Origin of the sequence: Brevundimonas fluminis (genome assembly GCF_003934285.1) — a bacterium.
In the GTDB taxonomy this organism is placed as follows: domain Bacteria; phylum Pseudomonadota; class Alphaproteobacteria; order Caulobacterales; family Caulobacteraceae; genus Brevundimonas; species Brevundimonas fluminis.
This window is the reverse complement of the sequence record NZ_RQWJ01000002.1, coordinates 22,394-35,334: the sequence shown is the minus strand read 5'-3', so window position 1 is coordinate 35,334 and position 12,941 is coordinate 22,394. Positions and strand designations below refer to the sequence as shown.

Here is a 12,941-nt window from a genome sequence, read left to right as displayed (position 1 = left end):
TGACCGATCAAGTTCGGGGATTCCGCGATCGCCATGTCGCACGACGATCACAACCACGCGCCGCCGCACGGCTTCGACGAGGGCCACGGCGGACAGGGCCACGACCGGCGGCTGGAGCCGGCCAATCCGCCGCCGCCGGGCGCGGCGGATCACGCCGACCGCGCCGTGCCGCCGCCGACGCCGAACCACGGTCGCCCGCGGCCCGAGGCCCTGAGGGGCGGCGACGGCATCCTGCGGCCGATCTCGGAGAGCGAGTATTTCGCCCAGACGCCGGAAGCCGAGGCCATCGTCTCGTCGCACATCGACGAGTACTTCAACCAGCCGCTGGACATCTTTCCGTTCTGGGAGACGGAGTCGAAGCCGGACCGCTTTCACGTCCTCTTCGGCCGCCAGATCGAGGAGCGTTTTCCCGTCGATCAGGACATCCGCAGCCGCATCCATGCTTATGGCCGGCGCGTTTTCCGGGCCTTGGTCGTGCACGTCTCGGTCAAGCGTCTGACGCAGGCGGGCGCGCTGGCCGCCTTCGCGGCGCTGGCGATCCTTGGGCCCGGCTGGTTCGCGCAGTGGGCGGGGACGGAGCAGATGGGGCTGATGCTGGCCGCGGGGGCCATGCTGGCCACCTTCGGCGTGTTCTGGGCCCTGCAGGCCATTCTGTTCATCCAGTACCGGTTCCAGCTGGAGAACGATTCCTACGAGCTGTCTCGCGAGGTGGTGCAGCGCACGCGAGAACTGCAGAACCTCTTCACCTCGGCCCGCGCCATGGCCGACCAGGCCGAGACCCAGTTCCAGATGGACGGCAAGGGCTGGGGTCGGCGCGCCATGTATCTGACGCGCCTGACCATGTGGATCGGGGCGCGCATGGAGTACCTCGAGAAGCACGTCCAGATGGAGCTGTGGAGGGTGCGTCGCGAGCGCTACTGGATGCGCTGGGCGCAGCGGATCATGACGCCGCTGGTGCTGATCGCAGGGCTTGCCGTTCTGGCGCTCGAGCAGCCGCCGGCCACGGGTGAGGCGGGCTTCCGCGGCCTGCAGATCCTCGCCGCCGTGCTGGGCGTGGCGGTGAGCTGGCTGTCCTACTTCCGCTGGCGCACGCCGGTGGCGGCGGTCCAGGACAAGCTGGGGGTCGACGGCTGGGTGCGTTACGCCTCGCTGGACGTCGACAACGCCGTGGCCGACCAGGTTCGCCGCGACAAGGAGCGGCTGGTCGAATACCGGGCGCTGACGCGCGGGCGCTAGTAGCGGCCGATCGTCTCCAGCACGCCGCGGGCGTCGTAGACGGCGGTGCGGTCCGGGGGCGGGCCGTCGCCGGTGACGATCTCCAGTGTCGTGGTCGTGGGCGACGGGCCGCTGAAGTTCAGGCCGACGCCGACGCCGACGCCGGACGTGGAATAGCTGCCGTAGCGCCCCGAATAGCGACCGGATCCCGCTCCGACGGACAGGGAGGGACGGATGCCGCCGGCGGAATCGGGCCGGCCGTCGGTGTAGCGCTGGACCACCTCGAACCAGTCGTCGCCGTTGGCCACCGTCAGTTCGGCGGCGCGGCGCAGGGCCAGCTCCGCCACCGGGGCGGGTGCGCCGACGCCGGAATAGGTCACCCGCCAGCGGTTCGATTCGATCCTTTGCTCGGCATAACCCTGACCGCCTGAGCCGGTCTGGGGGCCGTAGGGGGCGAGCGAGGCGCAAGCCGTCAGGGCGAGCGCGGCGGCGGACACGGTCAGGATGCGGAACATGGCGGGTCTCCTCGGGTGAACAGCGCTCAGGCGAGGCCCTGCGTTCCCAATCCCGCAGACCGGGCCAGTGCGAGGAAGTCGGCGGGCGGCGGGGCGGCCACGGTGCGCTCGCCGCCTTCGGGATGGGGAAAGGTCAGCTTCGAGGCGTGCAGCATCAGACGCGGGGCGGGGGCGCCCGCCAGCGTCAGGGCGCCGCCGTAGCGGGCGTCGCCGACCAGGGCGCGGCCGATCGAGGCCATGTGGACGCGCAGCTGATGCATGCGGCCGGTCAGGGGGCTGAGTTCGACCAGCGCCGCCTCCTCCGTCGCCGACAGGGTGCGGTAGAGGCTGGTCGAGGCCTGGGCGCCGGCCTCGTCGGGCGCGGCGACGCGCATGTGGCTCTCGCGGCCGATCTCCCTGCGCAGCAGGGGCGTCTCTATACGGCCGGAGCGCGGCTCGGGCGCGGCGGCGAGGAGGGCGAGGTAGGTCTTCTTCAGCTTGCGCGACTGGATGGCCTTGCCGAGGAAGCCCGCCGCCGGCTTCGTCCTGGCCGCCAGAATGACGCCGGACGTGTCGCGGTCCAGCCGGTGCACGAGCTCGGGCCGTTTGCCGTTCGACCGGGCGAAGGCCCACAGCAGGTCGTCGAGCGTGTGCGCCCGCACGCGGCCGCCCTGACTGGACAGGCCGGCGGGCTTGTTCAGGACGAGGACGTGGGCGTCCTCATGGATCACCCACGAGCGGACGGCGGCGATCTCGTCAGGCGTGAGCGACACGGGCGGGCGGGGGGCTTTCACCCCCCGCGGTTAGCGCAGCACGCCGCGCTTGCCCATGGTCCAAGCGTACCAGACGAAGAAGGCCGCGACGCCGCCGATCAGGAACTGCATCGGCCACATCGGCCCCATGGCCGCGATCCCGTCCGACATGCCGAAGGCGTAGACCGCCCCCGCCAGCCAGCCGAGGAAGGACAGGGCGAAGACGTGCAGGGCCCATCTGGAGCGCAACAGGAGCAGGATCGCGCCCAGCAGGCCGCCCCAGACGCCGAGGGCCCACGCCCCGTGCGTCCACGCCGGCATGGCGTTGAAATAGGTCAGCTGGGCCTCGGTCATGCCCATCTGGGCGAACCACTGGTCGCGGTTCGTCTGGGTCATGAGATAGTCGAAGCAGCCGAACCCGTTCCACGGAATGGCCAGCAGGCCGACGGCCCACAGGTGCCAGGGGCGCTTGTCGCCGGCGTCGCTCATCGCAGGACGCCCTTCTTCGACATCGACCAGGCGTACCAGGCCAGGAAGGCGGCGATCAGGACGATGGCCCACGGCATCCATTTCATCATGGCCATGGCCTCGGGCAGGTTCGGCATCGGATGCATCAGGCCATAGATCAGGTTGCCGACCGCCCCGACCAGAGAGGCGAGGAAGGCCCAGACGGCCAGCCGGTTGCGCAGCAGCAGCAGGATCGAACCCAGAACCGCGCCCCAGACGCCCAGCGTCCACGGCACGTACATCCAGGTCGGCATGGCGTTGAAATAGTCGATCATGGGCTGCGTCATGCCCGCAGCGCGCATGTAGGTCTCGCCCTGCGTGGTGGTCATGATGAAGTCGTAGCCGCCGTAGCCGTTCCACAGCAGGCTGATCACGCCGACGGCCCACAGGTGCCACGGCGTCTTGACGGTCATGTCGGTCATTCTTCCCTCCCCAGGTTGACCTCGAGCCAGACTGCGCCCGGAACGCGGTTATGGCAACGCTTTGGCGGATCGGGCGACGGAGGCTAGAGAGCGCCTCATGATCGCCCCTCGCCTTTTCATCGACGCCGACGCCTGTCCGGTGAAGGCGGAGGCCTTTCGTGTGGCGGAGCGGTGCGGCCTGCGCGTCTTCGTGGTGTCCAACGGCTGGATCCAGCTGCCGCGGGCGTCCTTCATCGAGCAGGTGGTGGTGGACGCCGGGCCGGACGTGGCGGACGACTGGATCGCCGAGCGGGTCGGGCCCGCCGACGTGGTGGTGACCTCCGACATCCCGCTGGCCGAGCGGTGCCTGGCGGCCGGGGCGCAGGCGATCCGGCCCAACGGCGAGGCGTTCACCGAGAACTCCATCGGCTCGGCGCTGGCCGGGCGGATGGTGGGCGAGCATCTGCGGTCGATGGGCGTGGCCACCAGCGGTCCGCCGCCGTTCGGGCCGAAGGACCGGTCGAGCTTCCTGCAGGCGCTGGACCGGGCGGTGGTCGCGGCCCGCCGTCGCGCGGGGGGATGAACGACCGCTCACGTTTCCGTCATCGTTTGGACGGATTGGTGCGTTCACTCTTCAGGCGAGCGGCGGTGTTCGCCGTCGCGCCGGACGGCTAAGCTGTCGTCCGGGCACTTCAGAGGGCGGCGATGGCGCGGTTCGGAATTCCGGGTGGACGGGGCGACGGGGCGGGCGCGGCGCGCACTCCGATGCAGAAGGCGCTGTACTGGGGCGGGGTCCTGGCCGTCTGGGGCGTGATCTTCCTGGTCGCCTTCTTCGCCGTGTTCGCGCGCGGCCTGCCGGACACCTCGACCCTGTATGAAGTCGACCGCCAGCCCTCGATCACCTACCTGGACCGCAACGGCGCCCTGATCGCGGTGCGCGGCACCCAGCAGGCGCCGCCGGCCGATCTGGCCGCCCTCCCGGACTACGTGCCGGCGGCCTTCATCGCCATCGAGGACCAGCGCTTCCGCTGGCATCCCGGCTTCGACCCCATCGGCATGGTGCGGGCCATGGTCGCCAACATGCGCGCCGGACGGGTGGTGCAGGGCGGCTCGACCATCACCCAGCAACTGGCGAAGAATCTGTTTCTGACCCCGGACCAGACGTTGCGCCGCAAGGTGCAGGAGCTGATGCTGGCGGTGTGGCTGGAGATGAAATTCTCCAAGGACGAAATCCTCGCCCTGTATCTGAACCGAGTCTACTTCGGCGCCGGCGCCTACGGCATCGAGGCGGCGTCCCAGCGCTATTTCGACAAGTCGGCCAAGGATCTGACGGTCGGCGAGGCCGCCCTGCTGGCGGGTCTGCTGAAGGCGCCCTCGCGCTATTCGCCGGTGTCCGAGAGCGAGCGGGCGGCGACGCGCGCCACCGTGGTGCTGGACGAGATGGAGGAGAGCGGCGTCATCTCCGCCGACCAGCGGGCCGCCGCGGTGCTGGAGCCCGTGCGCGTGTCGCGGACGCTGGCGACCCAGCACGCCCAGTATTTCATCGACTGGCTGGACGCCGAGGTGCGCGGCCTGGTCGGCGACGATCCGGGCGAGGACCTGATCGTGGAGACGACGCTGGACCTGACGCTGCAGACCTCCGCCGAGCGGGCCGTGCGGCGCATCCTCGACCGCGACAGGTCCAAGGGCGTGCAGCAGGCCGCGCTGGTCGCGGTGGACGGCGACGGGCGGGTGCGGGCCATGATCGGCGGCGCCAGCTATGCCGACAGCCAGTTCAACCGGGCCGTCGACGCCCGGCGTCAGGCCGGCTCGGCCTTCAAGCCCTTCGTCTATCTGACGGCGGTGGAGGCCGGCTACACGCCCGAGACGCCGGTGGTGGACGAGCCGATCCGCATCGGCAGCTGGTCGCCGCGCAACTATTCCGGCGGCTATGCCGGGCGCATGACGCTGGCCAGCGCCGTGGCGCAGTCGACCAACACGGTCGCGGTGCGGCTGGCCGACACGCTCGGCCGCGACCAGGTGGCCCGCACGGCGCGGCGTCTGGGCATCGAGAGCCGGATCGGGCTGGAGCCGGCCATGGCCCTGGGCGCCGTCGAGGTCAGCCCCCTGGAGATGGCCCAGGCGTATGCCCCCTTCGCCAACGGCGGCAAGCGCGTCGAGGCCTATGGCATCAGCCGCATCCGCACGCCGAAGGGCCGCGTGATCTATCAGCGCGGCGCCCGGGACGTCCGGTCGGTTCAGGCCATCGCCAACCCGCCCCTGTACTACATGAACCAGATGCTGCGCGGCGTGGTCTCGGGCGGCACGGCGCGGTCGGTCGGAATCGGCGGGCGCGATCTGGCCGGCAAGACGGGCACCACCTCGGACTACAAGGACGCCTGGTTCGTCGGCTACACCGGCGGCTTCGTCACCGCCGTCTGGGTCGGCAAGGACGACAACACGGCCATGCGCGGCGTCACCGGCGGCGCGGCTCCGGCGGCGATCTGGAAGGGCTTCATGGAGGCGGCCCTGCCGCGTCTGAACGCGCCCCGCATCCCCGACGGCCCACCCATGCCCGAGGGCTGGATCCCGCCGGATCCCATGAGCGAGCTGATGGGATCGATCGAGGACCCCTATGCCGAGGGCGAGGAGCTGGTCACGGGCGGCGAGGTCGAGCGCGAGGCGCCCGAACCGAACGACCCGCCCGTCGACCGCCCCGTGGTCCGCCCCACCGTGCCGCAGCCGACCGAGCCGCGCCGGCCGGAAACGACGCCCGCGCCGGAGAGGAAGTCGGAGCCGTTGTTCTTCTGACGCTCAACCCACCGCGTGCAGCGCCGCGCCGTGGGTCTTCAGCCAGCGTCGGTGCGGACGGTGGTCGCCGATCAGGCGTTCGACGACGGACCAGTAGGCCGGGCTGTGGTCGGCGTGGACCAGATGCGCGACCTCGTGGGCGGCCAGATAGTCCAGCACGGCCTCCGGAGCCATGACGACGCGCCAGCTGTAGCGGATGGTGCGGGCATGCGGGCTGCACGAGCCCCAGCGGGTGCGTGAATCGGTGATCGACAGCCGGACCGGGGCCTGACCCAAGGCGGCGCGATGAAACTCGGTGCGGTCGGTCAGGCGGCGGCGCGCCTCGGCCTTGAGGAAGTTCAGCACTCGGCGGGAGAAGGCCTCGCCCTCTCCGCCCGCCCGGATGACGGGTCCCGCCTCCGACTGGACCAGACGGGCCGCGGCCGCCGTGCCGGTCGCCTCCAGCCGCACGGACCGACCGGCCAGCAGGATCTCCTGACCCGGCGCCAGCGGCGTCGTCTTCGGGCGGGCGGACAGCCGTTCCGCGATCCACAGGGCGCGGGTGCGGGCGAAGTCGACGGCCTGGGGCAGGGTCCGCGGGCTGGGGGCGACGACGACGGCCTCTCCGGCGCGGGCGTCGATGCGCACCGACAACCGGCGGGCCCGGGCGTTGACGGACAGACGGAGGGTCAGTGGCTCGCCGCCGCCCGGCCGCTCAAGCCGCAGCCGCGCGCCGTTGTGGAACTGCGTCATGGATCGCCTGATTGCGGGCGATGAAGTCGCGCACGCGGGGATAGATGTCGTCGCGGAAGCGGCGGCCGTTGAAGACGCCGTAGTGGCCGACGTCGGGGTTCACGTAGAGCTCGCGCCGGTCGTCGGGGATGGACGCGCAGAGGCCGTGGGCGGCCTGGGTCTGGCCGACGCCGGAGATGTCGTCCTTCTCGCCCTCGACCGTCATCAGGCCGACGTCGGCGATGGCCGTCAGATCGACGCGCCGCCCGCGGTGCTCCAGCAGGCCGCGCGCCAGCAGATGCTGCTGGAAGACGATGTCGATGGTCTGGAGATAGAACTCCTCGGTCAGGTCCAGCACGGAGAGGTACTCGTCGTAGAACTCGGCATGCTTCTCGGCCGCGTCGCCGTCGCCCCGGACCAGGTTGGCGAAATAGTCCTGATGGGCGTCGCGGTGCCGGTCCTCGTTCATCGACATGAAGCTGTAGAGCTGGACGAAGCCCGGATAGACCCGCCGCCCCGCGCCCGGATAGGGCAGGGGCACGGTGTGGATCATGTTGGAGCGGAACCAGGTGAAGGGCTTCTGCTCGGCCAGCTGGTTGGTCACCGTGGGCGACAGGCGCGCGTCGATCGGCGAGCCCATGAAGGTCATCGAGGCCGGACGGTTCGGGTCGTCGTCCATGGCCATGACGGCCACCGCCGCCAGCACCGGCGGCCCGGGCTGGCAGACGCCGACGACGTGGGCGCCCGGACCGACCTGGCCCAGCATGGTCCGCACGTGGTCGATGTAGTCGAAGAAGTCGAAACGCCCTTCCAGCATCGGCACCTGTCGGGCGTTGACCCAGTCGGTCACGTGGACGTCGTGGTCCTGGATGAAGGCCTCGACCGTGCCGCGCAGCAGGGTGGCGTAGTGGCCGGACAGCGGAGCCACGATCAGCACGCGCGGCGCGTCGACCGGCTTGCCCGCCCTCTTGAGATCGCGGGGGTCGCGGGCGAAGCGGATCAGGCGGCACCACGGCGAGGACCAGACCGTCTCCTCGGTCACCCGCACGTCGACGCCGTTCACCGACACCACGTCCAGCCCCCAGGCCGGCTTGCCGTAGCGACGCGTCAGACCCTCGAACACCTCGGCGGCGGCCGCGGCGGAGCGCGCCATCAGCGTGTCGGCGGCGGGGTTGAAGGGGTGGGTCCAGAAGGTGCGGGCGGCCTGGGCCCCCAGACGAAACGGCGTCGCCCCGTAATAGGCGAGCTCGTGAAACGTATACAGCATGCTGGTCCTGATGCGGCCCCCGCCCGATGCGGCAGGGCAGCATGAAACGCCCCGCACTGCAAAAAGATTATCGCCCACGTGAGGAACGGCGGGCCAGGGGGAGTGGTGCCGCTTGCGTGACTCGAACACGCGACCCCCTCATTACGAATGAGGTGCTCTACCGGCTGAGCTAAAGCGGCCCGGAGGCGGCGCTTTACACGGCGGGCGGCGCCTTGCCAAGCGGGGCCAGGAGCGAGGCCTCGTCGGGGTGGGCCGCGACGTGGATTTCGCGCCACGGGAGGCGCCGGAGCGGCCCGGCGGCGGCTTCCGAGATCGCCAGGGCAAGCCGGCCCCCGGCCGCGGCGGGCGGCAGGGTATCGGCCAGACGACGGGCGGCCCGCGGCGAGTGGATCAGAACCGCGTCGAAGGCCGGCGCGGGCGCGGGTTCGACCGGCCGGGTCTCGTAGACGGCGACCGGGTCGACCGGAACGGCGCCGGCCAGGGCGGCGGCGAGGTCGAAGGCGGGCGCGGCGGCGCGGGGCCACAGCATCCCGGGCGGGGGGTCCGCCATGATCAGCCGCGCGAGCCCCCGTCCGTCGCCGGCGGCGGAACGGACGTCGGCGAAACCGACGTCCGAGGCGGCCCGGGCCGTGGCGTCGCCGACGGCGAAGACCGCGGCGGATCGGTCGGGCGTCAGGCGGGCGTAAACCTCGACGGCGGCGGCGCTGGTGAAGGCGACGGCCGTGTGGGGGGGCAGGGTCGCGGGCAGATCGCGGCTTTCCAGAACCGGGGCGACGACCGGCTCATGGCCCAGCGCGGCGACGGCGCGGGCGGTGCGGGTCGCGCCGGGCTCGGTGCGGGTGATCCAGACGCGCAACGGACTCAGGGGACCAGGTCGGCGCCGACCTCGGCCCGGACCCGGGCGCCGAGATCGAGGCCGAAGGCGCGGGCCTGCTCGCCGTCGGCGACCGCGGTCGTGCCGACGCGGCGGACGCGGCGGCGGCCGTCGGGCGACAGCCACTCGACCGTCAGGGTCAGGTCGTCCCCGCTCATGACGCCGAAGGCCGCGACGGCGGTGCGGCAGGAGCCCTCCAGCACCGCCATGGCGCCGCGTTCGGCCTCGACGGCGAGGCGGGTCGGGGCGTGGTCCTGGGCCACCAGCCAGTCGGCGTCGGCGAGGTCCAGCCGGGCCTGCAGCGCCAGCGCGCCCTGACCCGGCGCGGGCGGAAAGTCGTCCAGAGAAAGCCGCTCGTGGATGGCCTCGGACAGACCGAGCCGCGACAAACCGGCCGTGGCCAGAAGGATGGCGTCGAACTCGCCCTCGGCGAGGCGGCGCAGGCGCGTGTCGACGTTGCCGCGCAGCATCTCGATGGCCAGGTCGGGGCGCAGCGCCAGCGCCTGGGCCTGACGCCGCAGCGAGGCGGTGCCCAGACGGGCGCCCTGCGGCAGGTCGGTCAGGCGGCGGGCGGCGCGTCCGAGAAAGGCGTCGCGGGGGTCTTCGCGTTCCGGCATGGCCACGATGGCCAGCCCGCCCGGCATGTCGGCCGGCACGTCCTTCATGGAGTGGACGGCGAGATCCAGACGGCCGTCCTGAAGGCACTCCTCCAGCTCGCGGGTGAAGAGGGCCTTGCCGCCGATCTCCATCAGGCGGCGGTCCTGGATGCGGTCGCCCTCGGTGACGATGGGGACGAGCACGGCGAAGCGCTCCTCCTCGCCCGGCGCGGCGCCCAGGGTGCGGGCGATGGCGTCGCGGACCATGCCGGACTGGGCCAGCGCCAGCCGACTCTTTCGGGTGCCGATGCGGATCGGGCGGTCCATCGCCGTTGCGCCTGTGCTTCGGTCCCTTTACCTCGGACCCATGAGTGGACGCCCGCCCTACAGCAGGGGTTCGGACCCGGCAACCGAGGCGCTGACCGTGCTGGGGCTGGAGACGAGCTGCGACGAGACCGCCGCGGCCGTGGTGCGGCTGTCGCCGGACGGCCGGGCCGAGGTCCTGTCCAGCGTGGTGCACAGCCAGATCGACGACCACGCGGCCTATGGCGGCGTGGTGCCCGAGATCGCGGCCCGCAGCCATGTCGAGGCCATCGACGGCGTGGCGCGGCGGGCGCTGGCGGAAGCGGCGGTCGACTGGACCGCGATCGACGGCGTCGCGGCGACGGCGGGGCCCGGGCTGATCGGCGGGGTGATGGTGGGGCTGAGCTGGGCGAAGGGCGCCGCGCTGGCGCGGAACCTGCCGCTGGTGGCGGTGAACCATCTGGAGGGCCACGCCGTCTCGGCGCGGCTGACCGAGCCGATCGCCTATCCCTTCCTGCTGCTGCTGGTGTCCGGCGGGCATTGCCAGCTGCTGGACGTGCGTGGCGTGGGCGAGGTGCGGCGGATCGGCGCGACCATCGACGACGCGGCGGGCGAGGCCTTCGACAAGATCGCCAAGTCCATGGGGCTGGGCTACCCCGGCGGGCCGGCGCTGGAGCGCGCGGCGGCGGCGGGCGACGCGGGCCGGTACGAGTTGCCGCGTGCCCTGCTGGGGCGGAAGGACTGCGACTTTTCCTTCTCGGGGCTGAAGACGGCGGCGGCGCGGATCGCGCAGACGCTGACGACGGATCAGGAGCGCGCCGACCTGGCCGCGGCGGTTCAGGCGGCGATCGTGCGCCAGCTGGTCGAGCGCTCGGGCCGGGCCATGGACGGCTGGGCCGCGCAGGCGGGCGAGGCCGAACGGGTGTTCGTGGTGGCGGGCGGCGTGGCGGCGAACAGGGCCGTGCGCGCGGGCCTGGAACAGGCGGCGGCGAAGCGCGGTTTCCGCTTCCTTGCCCCGCCGCTGGCCTATTGCACCGACAATGCGGCGATGATCGCCTTGGCCGGGGCGGAACGACTGGCGCTCGGACTGACTTCCGGCCTGGATGCGCCGGCGCGGCCGCGCTGGCCGCTGGACGAGGCGGCGGCCCTGGCCGATCCGATGCACGTCGCGGGACGAAAGGGCGCCAAGGCATGAAGTTCCAGACGGCGGGCGTGATCGGCGCGGGGGCGTGGGGCACGGCCCTGGCGCAGGTGTGCGCGCGGGCGGGTCTGCGGACGATCCTGCAGGCGCGCGAGCCGGAAGTGGTCGAAAGCATCGCCGCGCGGCGCGAGAACGAAGCCTTCCTGCCGGGCGTCAGGCTGGAGCCCGGCGTGAGCGCGACGGGCGACCTGGCCGATCTGGCCGGCTGCGAGCTGATCCTGGCGGTGCCGCCGGCCCAGCACATGCGGGCGACGCTCGAGGCGTTCCGGCCGCACTGGCGGTCCGGCGTGCCCGTGGTCCTGTGTTCCAAGGGCGTCGAGCGAGGCTCTCTGGCGCTGATGACCGACGTGGCGCAGCAGGTGCTGCCCGCAGCGCCGATCGCGGTGCTGTCGGGGCCCAGTTTCGCCGCCGAGGTGGCGCGCGGCCTGCCGACGGCGGTGACGCTGGCCTGCGCCGACACGGCGCTGGGCGAGGATCTGATGCAGGCGCTCAGCGCGCCGCACTTCCGGCCCTATCTGGCCGACGACCTGATCGGGGCCGAGGTCGGCGGGGCGGTGAAGAACGTGCTGGCCATCGCCTGCGGCGTGTCCGAGGGCATGAAGCTGGGCCGCAGCGCCCACGCGGCCCTGATCACGCGGGGCTTCGTGGAGATGACGCGGCTGGGCGTGGCGCTGGGCGGGCAGGCGGAGACGGTGGCCGGCCTGTGCGGGCTGGGCGATCTGGTGCTGACCTGCTCCAGCCCGCAGTCGCGCAACATGAGCCTGGGGCTGGCGTTGGGCGAAGGCCAGACCCTGCAGCAGGCGCTGGCGGGCAAACGCAGCGTGGCCGAGGGCATGGAGAGCGCGCCGGCGGTGCGGGCCCTGGCCGACGCCCTGGGCGTGGACATGCCGATCTGCTGCGCGGTGGACCGGCTGCTGAGGGCCGAGATCACGGCGCTGCAGGCCATCGACCAGCTGCTGTCGCGGCCGCTGAAAGCCGAGAACGCGTGAGCGACGAGACGCCCGAGGCGACGGCCCGGCCGCGCGTGTGGGAGACGCCGCCGAACGTGCCGCTGTGCGCCGAGGCGGACCTGCCGGATCCCGGCGCGCGCGGGCTGGTGCTGCAGATCGGCGAGGCCTTCTTCCACGGCTTCGTGGTCCGGAAGGACGGACAGGTCGCCGGGTACGTCGACCGCTGTCCGCACGCCGGGCACATGCTGGCGCTGGAGCTGGACCGCTATCTGACGCCGGACGGCGAGCTGATCCTGTGCGGCTGGCACGGCGCGGTGTTCGAGCCGCTGACGGGGCTGTGCGTCGGCGGCCCGTGCGCGGGCGGACGGCTGACTCCGTGGCCGGTTCGGGTGGTCGGCGGGATCGTGCGGACGGCCTAGCGCTTCAGCCGCTTCGCATTGGCCACGGCGGCGCGGCGGACGGGTTCCAGCGCGGCGGCCTGGGCCTCCAGCAGGGCGGCGCTCCAGGCCGTCGCGGCGTCGGCCGCGCGCATCCAGCCGCCCATCAGCCAGGCCGTCTGGACGGCCATGGCGCCTGCCGGGTCGGCCGAGGCGCGGCTGAAGGCGTCGACGGCCAGCTTCGCCTCCTGCGTCGCGTCCCGGGCGACGCGGTCGCCGGCGGCGGACAGGATGCGGCCGGCGTCGGCGGCGCCCTGACCCATGGCCTGCAGCTTCTCCATGCCCATCAGAGCCGCCTCTTCCGGCTTCAGACGCCCCGAGCGCGCGAGCGCGAGGCGGGCGGACACGACCTCGTGCGCCGCCTGCATGGTTTCCTGCGCCCCGTGGATGAGGCGGAGGCCGGAGCGTTCGACGCGGCGGGAAGGGCTCATGCCTTTGGAGTG

The 12,941-nt window shown here is 72.3% G+C and carries 15 protein-coding genes and 1 tRNA gene; 6 read left to right on the top strand and 10 right to left on the bottom strand.

Annotated features, from left to right (window positions below; all coding sequences use genetic code 11):
- The first annotated feature begins 33 nt into the window (after positions 1–33).
- A complete protein-coding gene (locus tag EFJ44_RS00585; protein ID WP_241209627.1) occupies positions 34–1,236 on the top strand; it encodes a hypothetical protein in 1,203 nt (400 codons plus the stop codon).
- Here EFJ44_RS00585 and EFJ44_RS00580 read toward each other — a convergent pair.
- From EFJ44_RS00580 to EFJ44_RS00565, 4 genes are read right to left on the bottom strand one after another with little or no spacing between them, the layout of a single operon-like run.
- Positions 1,233–1,730, bottom strand: a complete 498-nt coding sequence (locus tag EFJ44_RS00580; RefSeq protein WP_125255251.1) for a CC0125/CC1285 family lipoprotein — start codon at positions 1,728–1,730, stop codon at positions 1,233–1,235. The two genes, EFJ44_RS00585 and EFJ44_RS00580, sit on opposite strands and share 4 nt — an antisense overlap.
- A 26-nt stretch (positions 1,731–1,756) precedes the next feature.
- Complete coding sequence (locus tag EFJ44_RS00575; RefSeq protein ID WP_241209626.1) at positions 1,757–2,482, bottom strand: RluA family pseudouridine synthase; 726 nt, start codon at positions 2,480–2,482, stop codon at positions 1,757–1,759.
- Between the two features lie 30 nt (positions 2,483–2,512).
- Positions 2,513–2,950 carry a hypothetical protein gene (locus tag EFJ44_RS00570; RefSeq protein WP_125255249.1) on the bottom strand — a complete coding sequence of 146 codons (438 nt, stop codon included), beginning with the start codon at positions 2,948–2,950 and terminating at the stop codon, positions 2,513–2,515.
- Positions 2,947–3,390: a hypothetical protein gene (locus EFJ44_RS00565; RefSeq protein ID WP_125255248.1), complete on the bottom strand. Its 444-nt coding sequence runs from the start codon at positions 3,388–3,390 to the stop codon at positions 2,947–2,949. The genes EFJ44_RS00570 and EFJ44_RS00565 overlap by 4 nt, the downstream gene beginning before the upstream one ends.
- 97 nt (positions 3,391–3,487) lie before the next feature.
- On the opposite strand from EFJ44_RS00565, the gene EFJ44_RS00560 reads away from it, so the two are divergent.
- Together EFJ44_RS00560 and EFJ44_RS00555 are read left to right on the top strand one after the other, a co-directional pair.
- Entirely contained in the window at positions 3,488–3,952 is a 465-nt protein-coding gene (locus tag EFJ44_RS00560) for a YaiI/YqxD family protein (protein WP_125255247.1), read from the top strand.
- Positions 3,953–4,074: 122 nt separating this feature from the next.
- Entirely contained in the window at positions 4,075–6,159 is a 2,085-nt protein-coding gene (locus tag EFJ44_RS00555; RefSeq protein WP_125255246.1) for a transglycosylase domain-containing protein, read from the top strand.
- 3 nt (positions 6,160–6,162) lie between these two features.
- On the opposite strand, the gene EFJ44_RS00550 is transcribed toward EFJ44_RS00555, so the two are convergent.
- The 5 genes from EFJ44_RS00550 to hemC form a co-directional block, all read right to left on the bottom strand.
- Complete coding sequence (locus EFJ44_RS00550) at positions 6,163–6,891, bottom strand: M48 family metallopeptidase (RefSeq protein ID WP_125255245.1); 729 nt, start codon at positions 6,889–6,891, stop codon at positions 6,163–6,165.
- Positions 6,854–8,137, bottom strand: a complete 1,284-nt coding sequence (locus tag EFJ44_RS00545) for a polyhydroxyalkanoate depolymerase (RefSeq protein WP_125255244.1) — start codon at positions 8,135–8,137, stop codon at positions 6,854–6,856. Before EFJ44_RS00545 ends, EFJ44_RS00550 begins: the two co-directional genes overlap by 38 nt.
- A 103-nt stretch (positions 8,138–8,240) precedes the next feature.
- A tRNA-Thr gene (locus tag EFJ44_RS00540) sits at positions 8,241–8,316 on the bottom strand.
- Positions 8,317–8,330: 14 nt separating this feature from the next.
- The gene (locus EFJ44_RS00535; protein ID WP_206426843.1) at positions 8,331–8,993 is read right to left on the bottom strand and encodes a uroporphyrinogen-III synthase; all 663 of its coding nucleotides are present in this window, start codon (positions 8,991–8,993) and stop codon (positions 8,331–8,333) included.
- 5 nt (positions 8,994–8,998) lie between these two features.
- Positions 8,999–9,934, bottom strand: a complete 936-nt coding sequence (gene hemC, locus EFJ44_RS00530) for a hydroxymethylbilane synthase (protein WP_125255243.1) — start codon at positions 9,932–9,934, stop codon at positions 8,999–9,001.
- A gap of 40 nt (positions 9,935–9,974) precedes the next feature.
- On the opposite strand from hemC, the gene tsaD reads away from it, so the two are divergent.
- The 3 genes from tsaD to EFJ44_RS00515 are packed head-to-tail and all read left to right on the top strand — an operon-like array spanning position 9,975 to position 12,480.
- Positions 9,975–11,105 carry a tRNA (adenosine(37)-N6)-threonylcarbamoyltransferase complex transferase subunit TsaD gene (tsaD, locus tag EFJ44_RS00525; protein WP_125255242.1) on the top strand — a complete coding sequence of 377 codons (1,131 nt, stop codon included), beginning with the start codon at positions 9,975–9,977 and terminating at the stop codon, positions 11,103–11,105.
- Positions 11,102–12,100, top strand: coding sequence for an NAD(P)H-dependent glycerol-3-phosphate dehydrogenase (locus tag EFJ44_RS00520; protein ID WP_125255241.1), 999 nt, complete (start codon positions 11,102–11,104; stop codon positions 12,098–12,100). Before tsaD ends, EFJ44_RS00520 begins: the two co-directional genes overlap by 4 nt.
- Positions 12,097–12,480 (top strand): Rieske (2Fe-2S) protein, encoded by a 384-nt coding sequence (locus EFJ44_RS00515; protein WP_125255240.1) that lies wholly within the window; start codon positions 12,097–12,099, stop codon positions 12,478–12,480. Before EFJ44_RS00520 ends, EFJ44_RS00515 begins: the two co-directional genes overlap by 4 nt.
- Here EFJ44_RS00515 and EFJ44_RS00510 read toward each other — a convergent pair.
- Positions 12,477–12,929 (bottom strand): hypothetical protein, encoded by a 453-nt coding sequence (locus tag EFJ44_RS00510; protein WP_125255239.1) that lies wholly within the window; start codon positions 12,927–12,929, stop codon positions 12,477–12,479. The two genes, EFJ44_RS00515 and EFJ44_RS00510, sit on opposite strands and share 4 nt — an antisense overlap.
- Between the last annotated feature and the right edge of the window lie 12 nt (positions 12,930–12,941).

Coding starts and splice junctions, on each gene's coding strand:
- EFJ44_RS00585 (WP_241209627.1), top strand. CDS start 34: ATGTCGCACGACGATCACAACCACGCGCCGCCGCACGGCTTCGACGAG.
- EFJ44_RS00580 (WP_125255251.1), bottom strand. CDS start 1,730: ATGTTCCGCATCCTGACCGTGTCCGCCGCCGCGCTCGCCCTGACGGCT.
- EFJ44_RS00570 (WP_125255249.1), bottom strand. CDS start 2,950: ATGAGCGACGCCGGCGACAAGCGCCCCTGGCACCTGTGGGCCGTCGGC.
- EFJ44_RS00565 (WP_125255248.1), bottom strand. CDS start 3,390: ATGACCGACATGACCGTCAAGACGCCGTGGCACCTGTGGGCCGTCGGC.
- EFJ44_RS00560 (WP_125255247.1), top strand. CDS start 3,488: ATGATCGCCCCTCGCCTTTTCATCGACGCCGACGCCTGTCCGGTGAAG.
- EFJ44_RS00555 (WP_125255246.1), top strand. CDS start 4,075: ATGGCGCGGTTCGGAATTCCGGGTGGACGGGGCGACGGGGCGGGCGCG.
- EFJ44_RS00550 (WP_125255245.1), bottom strand. CDS start 6,891: ATGACGCAGTTCCACAACGGCGCGCGGCTGCGGCTTGAGCGGCCGGGC.
- EFJ44_RS00545 (WP_125255244.1), bottom strand. CDS start 8,137: ATGCTGTATACGTTTCACGAGCTCGCCTATTACGGGGCGACGCCGTTT.
- hemC (WP_125255243.1), bottom strand. CDS start 9,934: ATGGACCGCCCGATCCGCATCGGCACCCGAAAGAGTCGGCTGGCGCTG.
- tsaD (WP_125255242.1), top strand. CDS start 9,975: ATGAGTGGACGCCCGCCCTACAGCAGGGGTTCGGACCCGGCAACCGAG.
- EFJ44_RS00520 (WP_125255241.1), top strand. CDS start 11,102: ATGAAGTTCCAGACGGCGGGCGTGATCGGCGCGGGGGCGTGGGGCACG.
- EFJ44_RS00510 (WP_125255239.1), bottom strand. CDS start 12,929: ATGAGCCCTTCCCGCCGCGTCGAACGCTCCGGCCTCCGCCTCATCCAC.